Origin of the sequence: Pantoea sp. YR525, assembly GCF_900116775.1 — a bacterium.
GTDB lineage: Bacteria > Pseudomonadota > Gammaproteobacteria > Enterobacterales > Enterobacteriaceae > Pantoea > Pantoea symbiotica.
The window spans coordinates 198019-216698 of the sequence record NZ_FPBU01000008.1; the positions used below are offsets into that span (position 1 = coordinate 198019).

Annotated in this window: 19 protein-coding genes; 11 read left to right on the forward strand and 8 right to left on the reverse strand. The window is 54.8% G+C overall.

The features are described 5' to 3' along the window. Window positions 1-113 precede the first annotated feature (113 nt). Genes BM323_RS17480 through BM323_RS17500 form a run of 5 tightly spaced genes read right to left on the reverse strand, consistent with a single transcriptional unit; the run spans window position 114 to window position 5101 of the window. Window positions 114-1058, reverse strand: coding sequence for an HpcH/HpaI aldolase/citrate lyase family protein (locus BM323_RS17480; RefSeq protein WP_008103761.1), 945 nt, complete (start codon window positions 1056-1058; stop codon window positions 114-116). Continuing rightward, window positions 1058-2137, reverse strand: a complete 1080-nt coding sequence (locus BM323_RS17485; protein ID WP_008103760.1) for a cysteine protease StiP family protein — start codon at window positions 2135-2137, stop codon at window positions 1058-1060. Before BM323_RS17485 ends, BM323_RS17480 begins: the two co-directional genes overlap by 1 nt. After that, window positions 2127-2912: an HAD family hydrolase gene (locus BM323_RS17490; protein ID WP_008103758.1), complete on the reverse strand. Its 786-nt coding sequence runs from the start codon at window positions 2910-2912 to the stop codon at window positions 2127-2129. Before BM323_RS17490 ends, BM323_RS17485 begins: the two co-directional genes overlap by 11 nt. Further along, the gene (locus tag BM323_RS17495; RefSeq protein WP_008103756.1) at window positions 2905-4032 is read right to left on the reverse strand and encodes a phosphoribosyltransferase domain-containing protein; all 1128 of its coding nucleotides are present in this window, start codon (window positions 4030-4032) and stop codon (window positions 2905-2907) included. The genes BM323_RS17490 and BM323_RS17495 overlap by 8 nt, the downstream gene beginning before the upstream one ends. A 10-nt stretch (window positions 4033-4042) precedes the next feature. Continuing rightward, on the reverse strand, window positions 4043-5101 hold the full coding sequence (locus BM323_RS17500; protein ID WP_008103754.1) for an ATP-grasp domain-containing protein: 1059 nt from the start codon (window positions 5099-5101) through the stop codon (window positions 4043-4045). 320 nt (window positions 5102-5421) lie between these two features. Here BM323_RS17500 and BM323_RS17505 point away from each other — a divergent pair, with 320 nt between their 5' ends. The 7 genes from BM323_RS17505 (at window position 5422) to BM323_RS17535 (ending at window position 11477) form a co-directional block, all read left to right on the forward strand. Then, window positions 5422-6006, forward strand: a complete 585-nt coding sequence (locus BM323_RS17505; RefSeq protein WP_008103751.1) for a TerD family protein — start codon at window positions 5422-5424, stop codon at window positions 6004-6006. After that, window positions 6006-7187 carry a TerD family protein gene (locus BM323_RS17510; RefSeq protein ID WP_008103749.1) on the forward strand — a complete coding sequence of 394 codons (1182 nt, stop codon included), beginning with the start codon at window positions 6006-6008 and terminating at the stop codon, window positions 7185-7187. Before BM323_RS17505 ends, BM323_RS17510 begins: the two co-directional genes overlap by 1 nt. Window positions 7188-7207: 20 nt before the next feature. Continuing rightward, the gene (locus BM323_RS17515; protein WP_008103747.1) at window positions 7208-7663 is read left to right on the forward strand and encodes a tellurite resistance TerB family protein; all 456 of its coding nucleotides are present in this window, start codon (window positions 7208-7210) and stop codon (window positions 7661-7663) included. Window positions 7664-7687: 24 nt separating this feature from the next. Beyond that, window positions 7688-8725, forward strand: coding sequence for a TerC/Alx family metal homeostasis membrane protein (locus tag BM323_RS17520; protein WP_008103746.1), 1038 nt, complete (start codon window positions 7688-7690; stop codon window positions 8723-8725). Window positions 8726-8775: 50 nt separating this feature from the next. Continuing rightward, window positions 8776-9354 (forward strand): TerD family protein, encoded by a 579-nt coding sequence (locus tag BM323_RS17525; RefSeq protein ID WP_008103744.1) that lies wholly within the window; start codon window positions 8776-8778, stop codon window positions 9352-9354. 57 nt (window positions 9355-9411) lie between these two features. After that, complete coding sequence (locus BM323_RS17530) at window positions 9412-9987, forward strand: TerD family protein (RefSeq protein ID WP_008103742.1); 576 nt, start codon at window positions 9412-9414, stop codon at window positions 9985-9987. A 248-nt stretch (window positions 9988-10235) separates the two neighbouring features. Continuing rightward, on the forward strand, window positions 10236-11477 hold the full coding sequence (locus tag BM323_RS17535; protein WP_008103740.1) for a vWA domain-containing protein: 1242 nt from the start codon (window positions 10236-10238) through the stop codon (window positions 11475-11477). An 18-nt stretch (window positions 11478-11495) separates the two neighbouring features. On the opposite strand, the gene BM323_RS17540 is transcribed toward BM323_RS17535, so the two are convergent. Then, the gene (locus tag BM323_RS17540) at window positions 11496-12176 is read right to left on the reverse strand and encodes an HAD family hydrolase (RefSeq protein WP_008103738.1); all 681 of its coding nucleotides are present in this window, start codon (window positions 12174-12176) and stop codon (window positions 11496-11498) included. Between the two features lie 110 nt (window positions 12177-12286). Next, window positions 12287-13411 (reverse strand): AI-2E family transporter, encoded by a 1125-nt coding sequence (locus tag BM323_RS17545; protein WP_008103736.1) that lies wholly within the window; start codon window positions 13409-13411, stop codon window positions 12287-12289. A 204-nt stretch (window positions 13412-13615) separates the two neighbouring features. On the opposite strand from BM323_RS17545, the gene BM323_RS17550 reads away from it, so the two are divergent. Then, window positions 13616-13855 (forward strand): DUF1272 domain-containing protein, encoded by a 240-nt coding sequence (locus BM323_RS17550; protein ID WP_008103735.1) that lies wholly within the window; start codon window positions 13616-13618, stop codon window positions 13853-13855. Here the strand turns inward: BM323_RS17550 and BM323_RS17555 are convergent. After that, on the reverse strand, window positions 13807-14319 hold the full coding sequence (locus BM323_RS17555; protein WP_091004150.1) for a 2-thiouracil desulfurase family protein: 513 nt from the start codon (window positions 14317-14319) through the stop codon (window positions 13807-13809). The two genes, BM323_RS17550 and BM323_RS17555, sit on opposite strands and share 49 nt — an antisense overlap. Before the next feature lie 764 nt (window positions 14320-15083). On the opposite strand from BM323_RS17555, the gene BM323_RS17560 reads away from it, so the two are divergent. From BM323_RS17560 to BM323_RS17570, 3 genes are all read left to right on the forward strand, one after another. After that, entirely contained in the window at window positions 15084-15575 is a 492-nt protein-coding gene (locus BM323_RS17560; RefSeq protein ID WP_008103731.1) for an RcnB family protein, read from the forward strand. A gap of 109 nt (window positions 15576-15684) precedes the next feature. Beyond that, on the forward strand, window positions 15685-16512 hold the full coding sequence (locus BM323_RS17565; RefSeq protein ID WP_008103729.1) for a Cof-type HAD-IIB family hydrolase: 828 nt from the start codon (window positions 15685-15687) through the stop codon (window positions 16510-16512). A 125-nt stretch (window positions 16513-16637) separates the two neighbouring features. Then, window positions 16638-18566, forward strand: coding sequence for a methyl-accepting chemotaxis protein (locus BM323_RS17570; protein WP_008103727.1), 1929 nt, complete (start codon window positions 16638-16640; stop codon window positions 18564-18566). The last annotated feature ends 114 nt before the right edge of the window (window positions 18567-18680 follow it).

The following is an 18680-nucleotide window of genomic DNA, read 5'->3' on the forward strand; positions in this document are numbered from 1 at the left end:
GACAGTATCAGAGGGTATTTAAATATCAGGTAAATAGGGTCAGAAAATTCTTGCGTTTGGTTTGTGGTTCGGTGGTAACACAGTGGGCATGAATGCCCACCCTACGGGGTTTGTCAGGTTACCAGCATCAACGCGCCATCTGCGCGGGTATCGGGTGCGATGCCGTATTCCTGCGCGCGGGCTAGGATTGCGGCGGCCCAGCGGCGATGCGTCGCCGGTTCGCACATCGCGCCCTGCGATTTAAATACCGCCTGGCTTGAGTTGAGGATGCGGAAGGCATCCGCCTGATCGCTGGCGGAAACCATCAGCATGTCCTGAATCTTGCCAATCTGGCTCGGGTGAATGGCGGTTTTGCCCACCAATCCGTGCGCGATATCCAGCGCCAGTTCCTGATCCATAATCTGCTGATCGTCGATGTGCTCGCACACCGGCGCGGTCAACGCAAAATCCCGCGACGCGAAAACCGCCGCCAGCATTTTGATGGTGTAACCCATCGGGCTGTCATAGAGCGTGAAGTGGCGCGAGCGGCGCAGCGACAGCACATTCATCAAATCGTTACCGCCGATGCGGAGGGCGATTACGCGCTCGCGGCAAACATGGTTTTGCAGCGTGAGGGCCAGTTCGCGCATTGCCACCACGTCGAATACCTCTTCGGTTTCCAGCGTCGGCATCATGCACAGATGGCTCGGTTCGAGAATCTGCCACCACAACGGCAAAGAATCGGCGGTGAATTTCGGCAACACGAAACCGTCTATCGCGCTGAGGTTGAGGTTTTCCACCAGCCAAGCGCCCATCTCGCTGTTACGCGGACGGATAAACACCAGCGGCCACTGCGCGTTGCCATTGGCGCGCTGTTCGGCATTCAAAACATGCAGGATTTGCTGGAGATTGTGCAGCGCCTGCGGCAAATCCGCATCACTGACCGCATCTTCCAGGCAGATCACCAGCGAGCGCAGGCCACTGATTTTGTTGTGCAGAATGGCATCGACGATATCGCTGCGCACCGCCGGCATATACAGCGTCGCGCCCAAACGCCACGGAGAGAGACGGCCGTTCATCACAGCACCTTTTTGATTATCGTCACGGCGCGGTATTGCCCAAGATCGGCACCCGCTTCTGTGATGGTCAGCCCTTTTTGTTGGGCAAGATAGACCAGTAGCGCCACGTCGGGATCGTTCACCGAACGCACCAGCACCTGATCCGGCACGCGGCGCAGCACGGCGCGCGTGGCTTCGGCGATGCCCGGCTTGATGCGGTTGATGCTGTATACCTGATAACGTGCCGCCAGCATGGCGATCACCGCTTCACTTTGCGCCACAAGTTGTTGTTGATGTTGTGGATCCTGCAGGCAAGCGGGCAGGGCGCTGACATCCAGCGAACGCGCGTATTCCGCCACGGTGTTCACCAGTTGCTGGCTGCAATCGTATTGCGCCAGATGGTCGCACTGCACGCAGCCGTGCAAGCCTTCTTCTGACCACAACGAGCGCGAGATCAAGCCCGACACCGGCGCGCCCATAATACCAAACGGGATCAGCCAGTCATCATCGCTGGCCGAAAGCCACGCCTTGCCGCACGGATCGGCCAGCACCACCAAGCGCGGTTGCGCCGGATAGCCGGGACGATGTTCGAGGCTGCGGATCAGCTCGCCGGTGATGGCGCCTTTGCCGGTCCAGCCATCAACGAACACAATGCCTTTGGTGCCGTGGCGCGCTTCGATGATCTCCAGCGCGGCCTGATCAATCCCGCGATCGCGGATGATGCTGATGCCGTAATGGTAGGATTCGCGGCCCATCGCGCGCAGCGCCTGTTGCAGCATCACGCCGAGCGGCACACCCGCACGTACCAGGCTTGTGAGCACAATCGGCGTGTCGCCAAACTGGTGTGCCAGCGTCTGCGCCAGCATGGTGACTTCTTTCGCCAGACGTCCGGCACCTTCGTCAAGCGCGCGGGAAAATAGCTCAAGGTGCCAGCGCGTCGGTTCCGGTTCCTGGCTCAACATCTCGGAATAGTGGCGTGCGCCGGATTGGATCAGCTGCTCTTTTTGCTCCACCGGCGTCATGTCGATCTCGACGGGCTTGAGCAGGAATTCGACGTCGCCGGCTTGGTACGATCCAGAGAAAGGCAGGTTATTCACCATCTGATTGTTCTCCGAATATGGATTGGTTGATGCGCTCGGCAAACTGGCTTTGGCGTGGAATGCCGTACCAGCTGCACAGCTTCATAAAGCGGTGATCGCTGAGGCTGTCGCCGAGGCCAATTACCGGGAAGACGCCGCGCTCACTACGCAGTTTTTCCAGCAGGTAGCTGACGGCTAAGCCTTTTTCCACCACGTTCGGCAGCCAGGCTACGTTGTTGCTGTTGCGATGGATGTAATAGCCGGCGGTGGGGAAGCGTTGCTCGATTTCATCGGCGATGGCGTAAAGCTCTTCGAGGCGCGTGCTGTCGCGGTGCTTCATCACCAGATAGATCGGCGTGACGCCATATTCATAGTTGATGCGCGCCCAGCCGTTGATGTCGCGCTCTGCCATCAGATCGGTGATCGCCTGCTGCATCGAGAGCAGCGCCGGGCCGTACGGCGTCAGTTTTTCCAGCATGTGCGCGCGCCATGCGGCATCTTCCTCACCTTGCGGATTGAGGATCACCGCGCCGTGCGTGGTCACCGCCCATGAACGGAATGGGATCTGCACGCGCGCGATCTCTTCGGTGCCGCGTGCGGTGACCGGGATCAAATCGGCCTGCTCGATCATCCAGTCGACCAGCATCGACTGCTCTTCGGTCATAAAGCTGCGCGGCTGCAGGCTGAGATCGAGCGCGCCGGTGCGGAACGGCTCAAGATCCAGCTCGTCCACCATTTTGCGGCGCGTCTGAAATAGCGTGTCGTCGAGGTCGGAAAAAATTACCGGTTTATTCATAGCTGATCACTTCCACCTGTGGCGCAACCTTGGCCAGTGCCGTGGTTAACAGCGGATCCACGCTGTCGACCGGCGTTTCGATGCACAGCAAAATGCGGTCAAACTGCTGATGTGCCACGTTGTAAACGAAATTGGCGATGCCGAGACCGTAGTTATCGCCAAAGGCGATAGCCGATTCGATGGCAAATCCGGTGGCGATCGGCGAGCGCGTAGTGGAGCTGTATTTCACCTCAGCGCCTTGTGCTGCCAGACGTTCGGCCAGCAAGAAGGGCTCCCAGACAAATTCGCTGCTGCCGAGCACGAGGATTTTTTCTCCCGGCTGCGCCTGAATCGTGTGGCCAAGATCGCCCGCTGGCGTTTCCATGCCGAGTCGGCCCCAGCTTTGTTTGCCGGTTATTGGCACGGTGGCGGCATCGTTAAGCGCCACGGCGGGCATCGGCGGCAGCGCGGCGTCGGGATCCTGCTGCCAGTGCCAGTCGCCTTGCACCAGCGATACGGTGCGCACCGGCACCGGACAGCGCGCGGGTAACGCATCGCCGCTCCAGTCGGTGAGCGTGACGGCGATAACCTGCTCGATCTGCTTTAAGCCGCCGTCGTTGCGCAGCGCTTCGAGCAGATTAATAAAGGTGTTGCCGGTGGTCGCTTCGTCATCAATCATCACCAGCGTGCGCGCGTTGAGCACGCGCTGGCGCAGTTGCGTATCATCGGGCAGATAAATCAGATGATCGGTGGCGTGGCTATGATTCTCTTTGAACTCGCACAGCAAATCCGCCTGCTGCGGATGGCGCGTCGAGGTGAGATACACCGGTTCGCTCACGCGCTGGCGCACTTCATCAAATACGCCTGCGCCCAGACCAACGGCGGTTTCCGCCATGCCGATAAACAGCACCGGACCGTCAGAAAGCGGCGGGAACTGCTCCGCCAGCTGGCGATAAACGGCGCGCATTTTCTCCGGTGCGACCGGTATGTGGCGTCCAAGTACTTTACTGACGAACAGAAAAGCGCGCTTGGGATTGCGGCGCTCGGCGATCTCAAACAGATCGTCGATGACGCTGATGCCGCCGGTTGGCGTAACGCTCAGCGTGCCGCATGAAAGCGTCCTGCTCCAAAGTGTGGTCATGGATAATTCCTCATTGAACCTGGTTGGACAGGACGGGGTTGTACGCCACCACGTCGCTCAGCGCTCGGACGATTGCTGGCGTGAAGTCGCGGCGGGCGTCGTCGAGCACCTGCTGCTGACTGATCAAGCCTAGCTGGCGCAGGGCAAACAATCCGGGAAGATTTACGCCACTGAAACGGGTGTAACCAATGCCGCCGGAAGGGCGCATATTGATCTCCAGTAATAGCGGTTTGCCGCTGGCATCATTGCGCGTCTGCACGTTGATCAAACCATCTGCGCCCATAGCGGCGGCGCAGGCTTGCGCCAGCTCAAAGGCTTCGCCGCTGTTCTCCAGATACTGCAGCGCACCTTCTTTGCGTCGCGCTACGGCGGCAAGCACTTTGCCGTTTTCCGCCAGCATATCAACCGAATATTCCGGGCCCGGCAAATAGGGCATCAAGACCAGCGGCTCCATACTGTCGACGGCTTCCAGCGCCTGTAAGTAATATTCGGCTTTCACCCGGCGCGTATCCGGATGGGTAAACGCCGCCATCGGCGAGACGCTTTCATCAAACTGCCAGAATCCCATGCCATAAATACCGGTAACCGGCTTAACGCACAGCGGCAGATCGCCAAAGGGCTTACGGGCGATCAACTCGCGCAACTGTACGGGTGAATCAACGCGCAGTGAAGGCACCACCGGCAAATTCAGGCTTTTCATATGGTGGGCAAACGCGACTTTGTCATCGGCCAGATCCAGCATGGCGACCTCGCGTGCGCCGGTGGTTAAGCGCGCACCGCTGGCTTCAATAGCGGCGCGATGGGCTTCAAACCAATGCGCATGTCGACCGGTATGGATCGCCTGAATGGCGTATTTTTTTACGGTAGAAAGAATAAATTCGAGGCGCTGATTAATATCACCAGGTTCAATTAATGCATGATCGGCCAGAGAAAGTATTTCATTACGCGATTGGCGATGTGATGCATAAATCGACACGTTGTAGTTATGTTTTTTAGCTGTAGATGTAATGCCATTAATTATATCGCGTTGGGAGGATAAACCTTCCATTAGCCAAATTTTGTGAGACATTTCTAATTATTTCCGCAAGAGGCTGGTGGCTGGATTATGACTGGCGAGTTTATTTCTCACCTCGAAACGAGTCAATCATAATATGATTTTTTACCCTAACGTAACCTTATGAATTTTAATGTAAAGAATTGTCATGTTTAGTGCGTTGTCTATTTGAGTTGGATTCTCTTAAGTCGTTCTTCTGCAACACTTTATTGTGTTTCATGAAATTGCTGTGAAAATTAATGCTGATCATGAATATCCTCATGATATGATTTTGCCCTCATGGAATTTGATGCAAATATAAAACCCTTTTCAAACCTGTTTGAAGGAATTATGACATGGTTTCATTAAGCAAGAATCAGACGGTCTCACTCAGCAAACAAACCGCTTCGCTGAATAAATTACATTTCGGCTTAGGCTGGGATCCAATTAAAAAGAAAGGCTTGTTAGGCAAGCTATTTGGCGGCGGCGGAGATTCAATCGATCTCGATGCCAGCTGCGTATTATTGGATCAATCCGGTAATGCCATTGATACCATCTGGTTCCGCGCATTAACCTCCAAATGTGGTGCGGTTAAACACAGCGGCGATAACCGTACCGGCGAAGGCGATGGCGACGATGAAGTGATCAACGTTGAGTTGTCACGTTTGCCCGCCAACGTTGAGTATCTGGCGTTCACCGTGAACAGCTTCCAGGGCCAAACTTTCAACGAAGTGGAAAATGCCTTCTGCCGCGTGGTTGATCAAAACGGCAAAGAGCTGGCGCGCTATGAGCTGACTGAGCAAGGCAGCCATACCGGCATCGTGATTGCTTCGCTGCACCGCAATGGCGGATTGTGGGACTTCACGGCGCATGGCCGCGCGAGTGCCGGTCGTACCATCGATGCGATGCAAAACGACATCGTTGCCGCAGTGGTGCGCTAATGAATATGACGCCGGGGAGCAATGCTCCCGTTCCTGCAAATCTGCTGACGGTGCGCGTGCTCGCTGGCGCCGCCGTTGATGCTTCCGCCTTTCGTTTGTTCGCCAGCGGCAAAGTTAATGGCGATGCCGATATGGTGTTCTACGGCCAGCCGGATAACGATGACCGCACCATCAGCCTGAAAAGCGAAGGGCACAACTCCGCCTTTTCTGTCGATCTCACCCGCTTGCGTCCTGAGGTGCAAAAAGTGGCCTTCACCGTCACCTGTGACGGCGGCCGCAACGTGTCGGGTCTGCAACGTCTGGCGATTCAGGTGGAGCAGGGCGGCAACGTGCTGCTGAGCGGCAACGTGGAGCTGGTGGGACGTCAGGAAGCGGCGTTGATCCTCGGCGAACTTTACCGTCGCAATAATGAGTGGAAATTCCGCTTTATTGCGCAGGGTTTCAACGGCGGCTTGCAGCCGCTGGCGGAACATTTTGGTGTGGATATAGCGGAACCTGCGCCTGCACCAACGCCTGCACCTGCACCGCAGGCAGCACCGGCTCCAGCACCCACGCCAGCACCAGCAAAAATCAATCTGAGCAAAGTTTCTCTCACCAAAGAGAAGCCCGCCATCAGCCTGACCAAGCGCGATAACTTCGGTGAGATCCGCATCAATCTGAACTGGCACCGTGAAACTAACAGCGGTGGCGGCGGGTTGCGCGGATTGTTCGGCGGCAACAAAGGCGTGGATCTCGATCTTGGCGCCTTCGTTGAGCTGCAAGACGGTTCGCGCGGTGTGATCCAGGCGCTGGGCGGCAATTTTGGCGCCATGCATGCCAAACCTTTCGTACACTTGCAGGGCGATGATCGTACCGGCGAAGTGACCGATGGCGAATGGCTGCACATCAACGGTCGCGAATGGAGTCAGATTCGCGAAGTGTTGGTTTTCGCCTTCATTTATCAAGGTGCGGCGAGCTGGGACAAAACGGATGGCGTAGTGACGCTGCACATTCCAGACCAGCCACCGATTGAAACGCGTATGACTGAAGGGGAGAATCGCCGCAACATGTGTGCGATTGCTCGCCTGGTCAATGAGAACGGCAGTATCCGCGTCGAGCGTATCAATCAGTTCTTTAACGGGCATTCCGATATGGATAAAGCTTTCGGTTGGGGATTCAACTGGCGAGCCGGTTCCAAATAATTTCAGACAGAGGATTCACTATGAGCTTTTTCAACAAGGTTAAAGGCGCATTTAATTCCGGCCGTGATGAATTAACCAAACAAGTTAGCCGCTTTAAGAACAAGAAATTTATGCAGGGTACGGTAGCGGTTTGCGCACGCATTGCGGTCGCAGACGGCAGCGTAAGCGCGGAAGAGAAACAGAAGATGATCGGTTTCCTGCGCGCCTCTGAGGAATTAAAAGTCTTTGATACTAATGAAGTGATTGAGTTCTTCAACAAGCTGGTGAGCAGCTTCGATTTCGATCTGGAAATTGGTAAGGGCGAAACCATGAAGTACATCATGGCGTTGAAAGATCAGCCGGAAGCCGCGCAGTTGGCGATCCGCGTAGGTATTGCTGTCGGTAAGAGTGATGGTGATTTTGATGCTGACGAGCAGAAAGCGGTGCGCGAGATCGCCGTCGCTTTGGGCTTTGATCCAGCAATATTTGGTCTGTAATTTTTTATCTTTTAAGGGTTCATCATGGTGTCTACGCACATTGGCTTCCCAACTGAAACAGTCGCGGTTTTCATCGCGCTGTCAGTAGGAGCTATTTTTATCGACCTGTTCATGCACCGCGGCGACAAGCCGATTTCGCTGAAAAGCGCGGCGCTGTGGTCGGTGTTTTGGGTGGCTGTGGCGATGGGTTTCGCCGGTTTCCTCTATATCCATCACGGCGCTGAAGTTGCCAGCCTGTTCGTGACCGGTTATGCGCTGGAGAAAGTACTCTCCGTTGATAACCTGTTCGTCATGATGGCGATCTTCTCGTGGTTTGCCGTTCCGGACCGCTACCGTCACCGCGTGCTCTATTGGGGCATCATCGGTGCCATCGTATTCCGTGGCATCTTCGTGGCGATCGGAACCGGCTTGCTGAGTCTCGGCCCGTACGTCGAAATCGTGTTTGCGCTGATCGTAGCCTGGACCGCAGTGATGATGCTGAAAAGCGGCGACGACAGCGACGAGATCGAAGATTACTCGCAGCATCTTGCTTATCGCATGGTGAAGCGCTTCTTCCCAATCTGGCCAAAAATGCGCGGTAACGCCTTCCTGCTGAATCAGAAAGAAGTTGATGAAGAGCTGCAGAAGCCAGAAAACAAAGACGTTGCGATTGGTCGCGGCAAGAAAGCGGCGCTGTATGCCACGCCGTTGATGCTGTGTGTGGCGGTGGTTGAACTCTCTGACGTGATGTTCGCCTTTGACTCCGTGCCGGCGATTATCGCGGTAAGCCGTGAACCGCTGATCGTTTATAGCGCCATGATGTTCGCCATCCTCGGCTTGCGTACACTGTACTTCGTACTTGAAGCATTGAAGCAGTATCTGGTTCACCTCGAGAAAGCCGTTATCGTGCTGCTGTTCTTCATCGCGGTGAAACTGGGTCTGAATGCTACCGATCATATCTGGCATCACGGCTACAGCATCTCTGCTAGCGCCAGCCTGTTTGTGGTACTCGGCGTGTTAGCTGTTGGTATCGTACTCAGCGTGATGTTCCCCGGTAAACCCGAGGAAAAAGAAGAGAGCTGATCTTCTGCCAGTAATGTGTCTGAAAAATCATTAACCAAGAGGTAATTACAATGAGCGTTTCTCTTTCTAAAGGCGGTAACGTTTCGCTGAGCAAAGCGGCACCAACCATGAAAAACGTCCTCGTTGGCCTTGGCTGGGATGCACGTTCCACCGATGGTCAGGACTTTGACCTTGATGCGTCAGCGTTCTTGCTGTCCGCCAGCGGCAAAGTCCGTGGCGATGCTGACTTCATTTTCTATAACAACCTGGTCTCTTCCGACGGTTCTGTTTCGCACACTGGTGACAACCGTACTGGTGCAGGCGATGGCGATGATGAGTCGCTGAAAATCAAACTGGATCTGATTCCAGCCGACGTCGACAAGATCGTGTTTGTGGTCACCATCCATGATGCGCAGACCCGTCGTCAGAGCTTTGGTCAGGTTTCCGGCGCGTTTATCCGCCTGGTGAACGATGACGATCGCAGTGAAGTGGCGCGTTACGATTTGACCGAAGATGCCTCCACCGAAACCGCGATGCTGTTTGGTGAGCTGTACCGTAACGGTGCCGAGTGGAAATTCCGCGCGGTAGGCCAGGGTTATGCCGGCGGCCTCGCCTCGGTGTGTGCTCAGTACGGCATTAACGCATCTTAATTAACACGGGCAGCCACGCGCTGCCCGCATCATCCAATTAAAAGCAGGAGCTTTAAAATGGCAGTTTCTCTGGTAAAAGGCGGTAACGTTTCCCTGACTAAAGAAGCACCAACCATGAATGTTGCCATGGCGGGTCTGGGTTGGGATGCACGTGTAACAGATGGTCAGGACTTCGACCTCGATGCGTCAGTGTTTATGGTCGGTGACGACGGTAAAGTGCTGAGCGACGCCAGCTTCATCTTCTTCAATAACAAGCAGAGCGCTTGTGGTTCCGTTGAGCATCAGGGCGATAACCGCACCGGTGCCGGTGATGGTGATGACGAGCAGGTTAAAATCACCTTGTCTAAAGTACCGGCTGACGTGAAAAAACTGGTCTTCGCGGTCACCATTTATGATGCAGAAGCGCGTAAGCAGAACTTCGGCATGGTGAGCAACAGCTTCATGCGTATCTTCAACAATGACAACGGCGCTGAAATCGCCCGTTTCGACCTGTCTGAAGATGCATCTACTGAAACCGCGATGGTGTTCGGTGAGCTGTATCGCAACGGTGCTGAGTGGAAATTCAAAGCCGTTGGTCAGGGCTTCGCAGGCGGTCTGTCAGCGCTGGCTTCGCAGCACGGCGTGAGCGTCTGATTTAAAGCATTGCTAACAAAGCCCCGGCTGGTCCGGGGCTTTTTGCTGTCTAAATAACGGATCAAAACCACAAAGTGCACATTCCGTAGCGCGAAGCGTTAATCGGTCGCCATGAATGGCGACCCTACGTGTTTGTAGGGTGCGCATTCATGCGCACCTGGACGATAGATCGCGCCGCTACGGAATATATGAAGAGTGGATGCAGCGCTTAGCTGAGCAATATTATTCTTTAACAGGAGGTTAAAAGTATGATGTTACAACCGGGTCAGAATCTGCCGCTGAACACCACTGAACTGACGTTGCGCCTGCACTATGCCGCTTCACCCACGTTGCGCGGAGACGTGGATACCAGCGTTTTCCTGCTCGATGCCGCTGGAAAAGTGAGCGGTGACGCGGATTTCATCTTCTTCAATCAGCCCGCAACCGCCAATCGCAGTGTGGTCATGCAGAGCACGCCGCAAGGCTGCACCATTAATCTGGACCTGACAAAGATTGCCGCCAGCGTCAGTAAACTTGCCGTCACCTTAGTGATTGATGGCGATGAAGCGATTAATGCGCTCAACAGCCTGACTTTAACCGCCGAGAATATTGCGCAGTTCAGCCCGGAAACGCTCGGGCGCAGTGAAAAGGCGCTGATCCTTGCCGAAGTCTATCGCCACAATGGCGGCTGGAAACTCCGTGCGCTGGGGCAGGGATTCAACGGCGGGCTCGAACCACTGGCGCGCAATTACGGCGTCGACATCGCCCAGCCCGTTGCTCAGCCAGCCACGCCAACCGTGGTTAGCCTGGAGAAAAAGCTGCAAGAGAAAGCGCCAAGATTGGTGAGCCTTGCGAAAAATGCCACCGTTAGCCTGAGCAAATACCAGCTGCAAACGGTGAAAGCCAAGGTGGCATTTGTGCTGGACGCTTCAGGTTCGATGAAAGGGCAGTTCAGTAAGGGCAACGTGCAGGCAGTATTAGATCGCATTGCGGTGCTGGCGGCACAGTTTGATGATGACGGTTCGATGGATGTCTGGGGTTTCGGTCAGCAGCACGCAAAATATCCCGATGTGACGCTGGATAATCTTGATGGCTACATCGCCACCATTCAGCGTGGCGGCAAGAAATCGGCGTGGGAAATTTTACCTGGCTTGGGCGGCACCAACAATGAACCGCCGGTGATGGAAGAGCTGATTGATACCTTCCGCCACAGCGATTTGCCAGTGTACGTGGTGTTTATTACCGACGGCGGCATCAGCAAAACCCGCGCCATCAAAGAGGCGATTCGTCGCTCGGCTAACTATCCCATCTTCTGGAAATTTGTCGGCCTCGGCGGCAGTAACTATGGCATTTTGCAGGATTTGGATAACTTCAACGAACGCCGCATCGACAACACCCATTTCTTCGCCATCGACAACTTTGCCAGCCTGGCGGAAGACCGTTTATACGATCTGCTGCTGGAGGAGTTTAAGCCGTGGTTGGATGCGGCAAAGGCTGACCGGATTTACTGATCAGCCCGAATGGTGCGGCTAAGGATCCAGACGCAGCATGCGCAGTTTTTCCATTGGCACGCGGCGTTTTTTCCACGTTGGATGGAAATGACGCCAGTGTGGATCCTGCGCGGCGGCCAGTAATTCAAAATCACCGCGCGTATCGCCCCAGGCGCGCAGGTGATAGTTATGCAACGGGCCATAGACGCTTTCCAGTCGCTTAACCTTTTGCCCGCAGCGGCAGTTATGGCCGGTAATCTTTCCGGTGAGAATGCCGTCGACGACTTCTAATTGGGTGCCGATCAGGTTGATGCCCAGACGCTCGGCGAACGGTTCTAATACCATCGCAGGCGAGGCGGAACAGATGGTCACTTCCGCGCTGGAGTTCACTTCAGCGGCAACCGCTAACAGTCCGGCTGGACGCATCAACTTGTTCCAGTTGGCCGCGCAGAAAAGTTGTGCCTGCTGGCGAATCCATTTCTCCTCAACGCCGGTTAAAAAGGTGTGAATCAACACTTCTTTTAACTCATCACGCGTTAGCTTTTTACGCATGCAGCGCAGCGTTGGCATTGCCAGTCGGGCAATTTTGCGTGCGAACGCACGTTTGCCAAAGCTGAAGCGCAGAAAGGGGATAAAGCTGTCGTGAATAGTTAGCGTGCCGTCGAAATCGAATACTGACAGAACCTGATTTTCACGCGCTAAGGAGGATTCCATGGACATGTTGTTCTCTTTTGTCGCAAGCCGTAATCAATGCAACGATGATAGCAAATGGCGGGACGATATTCTCATGCGGGAATGCGGCTACCGATAAACGGTAGCCATTTGAACGCTTACTCGCGGATTTTGCCCTCTTCCTCGCGGGTTTTACCCTCTTCGATAAACTCTTCATCGATCTCTTCCGAGTTCTCGCGGTTATCGCGACCGGAAAGCAGATTCCAGCAGGCAATGAACAGCGCAGCGATCAGCGGACCAATGACAAAGCCGTTGATGCCGTACACTTCCATGCCGCCCAGCGTGGAGATCAGGATCAGATAGTCTGGCATTTTGGTATCTTTACCGACCAGCAGCGGACGCAGGATGTTATCCACCAAGCCAACTACCACCACGAAGAAGCCAATCAGGAACAGGGCTTTCCAGATGGCGCTGGTGGCGAAGAAGAAGATAGTTGCCGGAACCCAAACAATCGCAGAACCGACCGCCGGAATCAGCGACAGGAACGCCATCAAGGTGCCCCACAGCAAGCTGCCGTCAATGCCGGTGATCCAGAAGGCGATGCCGCCTAACACACCTTGCACCACTGCAACTACCACCGTGCCTTTGACCGTGGCGCGCGACACCGCTGCGAACTTCATCATCAGATGATGTTTCACGTAGGTAGAAAGTGGCAGCGCTTCCAGAATCAAATTCACCAGCCAGGCGCCATCTTTCAGCAGGAAGAACAGCAGATACAGCATCACGCCAAAGCCAACGGTAAAGGTGAAGGTCCCTTTGCCGATCAGGAACACGCTGCCCGCCATGTACTGGCCGCCTTTCAGCGCAAAACCAGAGAGCTTCTGCTGAATCTCCTGCGCGTTGTTCAGGTTGTTATCGGCAAGATAGTTGCGCGCCCACGATGGCAGATGTTGCAGCAGATCGGCAAACACCGTCGGGAACTGCGCGGAGTTGTTCTGCAGCTTGGTGTACACCGTGTTGACTTCAACCACCATCGAAGAGGTGATCAGCGCCAGCGGCGTGAACACAATCAGGCAGATAATCAGCAGTGTGGCAAACGCAGCCAGACCGTTACGATCGCCCATTTTACGACGCAACAGCGACTTCAGCGGATGGAAGATCACCGCCAGAATCGCGGCCCAGAAAATGGCAGAAAAATAAGGTGTCAGCACATCAAAAAAGGCGTAGGTGACAATCGCCAAAATTACGATAAAGAAGCCTAAATTAAGTCCTTTAATACGCATTACAGTGTCTCGTTAGTAGATAAGGCGATTGAACTATAGAACGCCTTTCGGGGAATGTAATGTTTTTAGGTCAGATGGTTCGCTTAAGCGCCTGACGAGTGCAGACAAACAATGTCCCGATTTGTCCGCCTGATGTCTGTTCACTGGCTGGTGCAGCGACGTTATTACAGTGATGATGGTGGCTGAAACTCACCGGAGGAAATCATGCTGGAACTACGTCCTAACTGCGAATGCTGCGATAAAGATCTGCCGCCGGAGTCGCTTGATGCACGCATCTGTTCGTTTGAATGCACCTTCTGTGTTGCCTGCGCGGAAGGCGCGTTGGCGCAGCGCTGCCCTAATTGCAGCGGTGAACTGGTGCGTCGACCGATTCGTCCTGCTGCGGCGTTAGCGCGTCATCCGGCATCGACCACGCGACATTTATCGGCGTCAGCGACCCGCTGAATCAACTCAGTGAGCTGTGATTCGGCAAACACTTCAATCCCGTGCTGACGCAGTAATGCAGCTGCGACGCCGTGACCGGACCGCTGCTGGCCGCTAAAGCTGCCGTCATAGATGCGCTGGCTGCCGCAGGTTGGGCTGCCATCGGTGAGCAGGGCAAAGCGACAGCGCGCGTCTTGCGCCGCACGCAGCGCTAGCCACGCCGCCAGCACGTAATGTTGTGTGACATCGCTGCCATCCGATTCAAGGATGCGCGCCACGCCGGTTAATACCTGTTCTGCGCTGCCGCCGTGAATTTCTGCGGGTAAACGTGGCGTATTTAAGCCCGCAGCCAGTTCAGGGCAATGGATGACCAGACGTTGTTCGCTGCGCCAGCGCGCTAAGGTGTCGGAGATAAGTTTCTTATCGCTGCCGTTATAGCGCACCGCGTATCCCATCAGGCAAGCACTGACTAATATTCTTTCCATGTAAACGTTTTCCTTAAATAACGACGCTGTCGAAATCACAGTATTAACGTGTTGCGCAACAGAGAATATATTAAGCGCGATATTAATCACTGGTGTGAATTAATGGGGCAGGAAAGGAATTGTATCGTAATAATGGCGGGTGAATGATGAATTACACTGAACTCTGATCGCATAATGCAGCATGAAAAGCGGTTGCTTGGTCAAAATGCATTGATTTTATGAGTTATTTTTCTTTCTTGTTAAGACGTTAATGTTGCTTTCCGGCGGTCGTATTTATGTCGCGCTGAATCTGGTCAGAGCACAGACCTTATTTTGACTGAAACAACGTTTCGCAAAATATTATTTCATCTTGTCACTTAATTTTTACGTATTTTTCTGAAAAGTAGCCCTTTTCAAAAGAACTTTTCAATTTTAAATGGTATTGTTTACCGGCAATGCTAGTGATGTGGCGTTGTGTGCTTCAGTTTTACCCTCACTTTTGCAGGGTTTACCCCTTTATGCAATTTATGGAAATTGAATTATCCTCCCGATCCTTGCGATCGGGTTTTTCTTTATATTCCCCGCTTTCTCCCCAATAAACGCGCATGCTTCCGTTCGATCCAGCTAATGTCAGAAAATACACAATCGTTAAGAAAGTGATAAGTTGACGTAATTTCCTGTAAGTATCCGTTTTTTAAGAGTTTTGGAAATGCTTTTCTGTCTCCATTTAATCAATAGTAATGCTCAACGGCACAGCAACCGCCGTTATCATTGGAGGCAACACCATGAAAAAAACAACACTAAGTCTTATTGCGTCATTTATTGCATGCAGCACACTGTTTTCAAGCGTCTCTTGGGCAGACGGCCCAGGTGACCAGCGCTGGCAGTCGCACGGCGGCGACCAGCATCAGGACCATGGACGTGGCCCGGATCATGGCGGCGACCGCGGACCGGATCGCGGTGATAATCACGACCGTGGCCACGATCACGATCGCGGACCTGGCCCGGATCGTCACGACCATTACGCTGACCATCGGATGCCGGAAGGGCATCGTGGCGGCGACCGCTTCGCCTGGGGCGGCCATGACTTCCGTCGCGGCTATCCGGCACCGCCGGAGTTTCGTGGTCCGCACTATCGCGTAGATGACTGGCGCGACCGTGGTCTGTATGAGCCACCGCGTGGTGAGCATTGGGCTTATATCGATGGTAATTACGTGCTGGTGGCCGCAGCAACCGGCATCATCACCGCGATTCTGCTCAACGGCGCCTTCAACTAATCTTCCCCAGCGGATGGCTTCGGCCATCCGTGTTTCTCTCCGCTTTATCCGCTCACCAGGTTATTCTCTCTGCGACCCGTTTTTCCTTTCGATACGTTAAGGAGTGATGATGACCGTGGTAAAAATGGTGGCGGTGGATAAAGACGGCACCTTTCTCGACGACAATAAACAGTACAATCGCGCGCGTTTTAACGCCTGCTATCAGGAAATGAAGCAGCGCGGCATCAAGTTTGTGGTAGCCAGCGGCAACCAATATTACCAACTCAAATCCTTCTTCCCTGAGATCGCCAGCGAAATTGCTTTCGTGGCGGAGAACGGCGCGTGGATTATCGATCGTGATGAAGAGTTATTCTGCGGCGAGTTCTCCCGCCAGGATATTGATGCGGTGCTGGATACGCTGCACAACGGTAATTATCCCGAACTGCGTTACATCCTGTGCGGACGCGACAGCGCGTACTATTTCGAAGGCCTCGATGAAAAGTGGCTGGTGAAAATGCGTCACTACTGCCATCGCCTGAAGGCGATTCGCAGCCTCGATGAAGTGGCGGGCGATAAGCTGTTTAAGTTCGCGTTAAATCTGTCTGATGATTACGTGGAACCGCTGATGGCGGACATTGAGCGTCTGCATCAGGGTGCGGCTGCCGCCACGTCCAGCGGTCATGGATCGGTGGATTTGATTGTGCCAGGCAACCACAAAGGTCATGGCCTTGATCTGCTGGGCAAACGCTGGGGCATCAAACGCAGTGAAATTCTGGTGTTTGGCGATGGCGGTAACGACCTCGAAATGCTGCAGCAGTCTGGCTTCAGTTTTGCCATGGCGAATGCACCGCAGAAGGTCAAAGAGGCGGCGCGCTTTGAAGCACCGAGTAATAATGACGAGGGCGTTTTACAGGTGATTGAGCAGATGCTGGCCGGCAAACCGCCGTTTGTCATCTAATCATCATTTATAGCTGAATTTATTCTTTGCTTTGCCGATATTCGATTGTGACGGAACGCACAATTCGCCGCTGAGCGGCACTTCTTATCTCAATCGTTAATGCAGTCGGTTAGAAAGGATAAATTATGTTGCCAACCCGTTTGGCTACCCGCATGACGCTGGGTGGCCTGATATTACTGTGCGTCACAACCGCAGTGGTGTTCTCCGTTCTGTTGTTGCGCGGCCAACCGCGCGTCATCGAGGCCAGCCATACGCTGATTGAGCAGGCCGGTAGCAATCTGGTCAGCCAATTAAATCAGCAACTGGTGCGCATTGAAGGCGAAGCCGTCAGCATGGCGCGCCTTGCCGAAGTGTTGCCGCACGATGCTACGTTGTGGCAGCAAAGTTTCCCGCAAATCATCAATAGCAGCGGCAATAAAACCATTGCCGGTGGCGGCGTATGGCCGGAACCCGATGCTTTTAGCGCCGGTGTGCAGCGTCGCAGCTTCTTCTGGGCGCGGCAGAGTGACGGCGCGCTGGCCTACTCCGATGACTACAACCTGCCTGCGGGCAACGGCTATCAACAGGAAAGCTGGTACAGCGCGGTGCGCAATGGACCACGCGATCGTTGCGGCTGGTCTGAGGTTTATCAGGATCCGGTATCCGGCGTGAAAATGGTGACCTGCAGCGTGCCGTACGCGGCGGGCGATCGTTTTGCCGGTGTCGCGACGCTGGATGTGCAGCTGGATAACCTCGCGGGCTTTATGCAGCAGAAAGGGCAGGTGACTGGCGGCTATGCCTTTGCGCTCGATAGCGCGGGCAATCTGCTCTATTACCCAGGTCAGGATGTGAAATCGCTCACCACCCTAAGCAGCCTGGCGGAAAAATCCAGCTGGCTGGCACCGTTGGCCGCACGTATCGCTCAGTTAAAAGGCGATGGTAAGGTATTGCAGCTGTCGGATTTCAATGACGACTACTTGCACACCAGCGCACAGGTCACGCTGTTCCGCATGCCCGGAACCGGTTGGGTGATTGGCCTCGTAACACCGGAAAGTGCGGTCAGCGGTCTTGCGCGCACCATGATGCGCGACATCTTCACCTTCCTGATTCCGGCGATGATCGTGCTGCTGCTGTTAACCTGGGCGTTTACCAAACGCATCGGCCAGCGCCTGAAGGCCACGCATGCTGCGCTGGATGAGATTGCCAATGGCGATGGCGATTTAACCCGCCGCCTGACCAAAAGTGGGCGCGATGAGCTGGCGGATATCGCCGGTGCGTTCAACAGCTTTGTCGATAAGATCGCGGGCGTGATTACTCGCGTGCAGGGCAGCGGCGAAACGGTGGCGGCCAATGCATCAGGATTGGCGCACAGTAACACCGCGCTGTCGGAGAAAATTGCCGAACAGGCCGCAGCGCTTGAACAGAGCGCGGCGGCGATGGAGCAGCTTAACGCGACCGTGCAGCAAAACGCCGAAAATACCCGACTGGCTGATGCTGCCGCCGAACAGACCGCGCAGATTGCCCGCAGCAGCAGCGACGTGATGGGCGAAGTGGTGAGCACCATGGGCGCTATCCAATCCTCGTCGCGCCGTGTGGCGGAGATCCTGACGGTGATCGATAGCATCGCGTTTCAAACCAACATCCTTGCGCTGAATGCGGCGGTGGAAGCGGCACGCGCCGGTGAGCAGGGACGCGGATTTGCGGTGGTGGCGTCTGAAGTGCGGGCCTTAGCCCAGCGCAGCGCCACGGCGGCGCAGGAGATCAAAGCGCTGATCGCCGATTCCGATAGCAACGTGCTGGCCGGCAGTAAGCTGGTGCAAGGCGCGGGGCAGCAGCTTTCGCAACTGGTCACTGACGTGCATAAAGTGAAGCAAGTGGTAAGCGAGATGCGCGTGGCCGGCGATGAGCAGAGCAAAGGTATCGCCGAAGTTACGCTGGCGGTTTCGCAGATGGAGCGCGGTATTCAGCAAAACCTGATGCTGGTGACGCAAACCGCCGAAAATACCCAGGCGCTACGTGATGAAGCGGCGCAGCTGGCGCAAGAGATCGCGATGTTTAAAGTGGCTGAGCGTTAATTTCCATATGCATGCAGGTGCGCATGAATGCGCACCCTACGAAAAACGCGCCAATCCTTGTAGCGTCGCCATTTATGGTGACCGAAAAACGCTTAACTGACGAGCATGAGGGCA

Bases quoted from the DNA above. Each gene is read 5' to 3' on its own strand.
- BM323_RS17535 (WP_008103740.1), top strand. From the start codon at position 10,236: ATGATGTTACAACCGGGTCAGAATCTGCCGCTGAACACCACTGAACTG.
- BM323_RS17550 (WP_008103735.1), top strand. From the start codon at position 13,616: ATGCTGGAACTACGTCCTAACTGCGAATGCTGCGATAAAGATCTGCCG.
- BM323_RS17520 (WP_008103746.1), top strand. From the start codon at position 7,688: ATGGTGTCTACGCACATTGGCTTCCCAACTGAAACAGTCGCGGTTTTC.
- BM323_RS17525 (WP_008103744.1), top strand. From the start codon at position 8,776: ATGAGCGTTTCTCTTTCTAAAGGCGGTAACGTTTCGCTGAGCAAAGCG.
- BM323_RS17545 (WP_008103736.1), bottom strand. From the start codon at position 13,411: ATGCGTATTAAAGGACTTAATTTAGGCTTCTTTATCGTAATTTTGGCG.
- BM323_RS17480 (WP_008103761.1), bottom strand. From the start codon at position 1,058: ATGAACGGCCGTCTCTCTCCGTGGCGTTTGGGCGCGACGCTGTATATG.
- BM323_RS17510 (WP_008103749.1), top strand. From the start codon at position 6,006: ATGAATATGACGCCGGGGAGCAATGCTCCCGTTCCTGCAAATCTGCTG.
- BM323_RS17495 (WP_008103756.1), bottom strand. From the start codon at position 4,032: ATGACCACACTTTGGAGCAGGACGCTTTCATGCGGCACGCTGAGCGTT.
- BM323_RS17530 (WP_008103742.1), top strand. From the start codon at position 9,412: ATGGCAGTTTCTCTGGTAAAAGGCGGTAACGTTTCCCTGACTAAAGAA.
- BM323_RS17570 (WP_008103727.1), top strand. From the start codon at position 16,638: ATGTTGCCAACCCGTTTGGCTACCCGCATGACGCTGGGTGGCCTGATA.
- BM323_RS17515 (WP_008103747.1), top strand. From the start codon at position 7,208: ATGAGCTTTTTCAACAAGGTTAAAGGCGCATTTAATTCCGGCCGTGAT.
- BM323_RS17540 (WP_008103738.1), bottom strand. From the start codon at position 12,176: ATGTCCATGGAATCCTCCTTAGCGCGTGAAAATCAGGTTCTGTCAGTA.
- BM323_RS17555 (WP_091004150.1), bottom strand. From the start codon at position 14,319: ATGGAAAGAATATTAGTCAGTGCTTGCCTGATGGGATACGCGGTGCGC.
- BM323_RS17500 (WP_008103754.1), bottom strand. From the start codon at position 5,101: ATGTCTCACAAAATTTGGCTAATGGAAGGTTTATCCTCCCAACGCGAT.
- BM323_RS17565 (WP_008103729.1), top strand. From the start codon at position 15,685: ATGACCGTGGTAAAAATGGTGGCGGTGGATAAAGACGGCACCTTTCTC.
- BM323_RS17560 (WP_008103731.1), top strand. From the start codon at position 15,084: ATGAAAAAAACAACACTAAGTCTTATTGCGTCATTTATTGCATGCAGC.
- BM323_RS17505 (WP_008103751.1), top strand. From the start codon at position 5,422: ATGGTTTCATTAAGCAAGAATCAGACGGTCTCACTCAGCAAACAAACC.
- BM323_RS17490 (WP_008103758.1), bottom strand. From the start codon at position 2,912: ATGAATAAACCGGTAATTTTTTCCGACCTCGACGACACGCTATTTCAG.
- BM323_RS17485 (WP_008103760.1), bottom strand. From the start codon at position 2,137: ATGGTGAATAACCTGCCTTTCTCTGGATCGTACCAAGCCGGCGACGTC.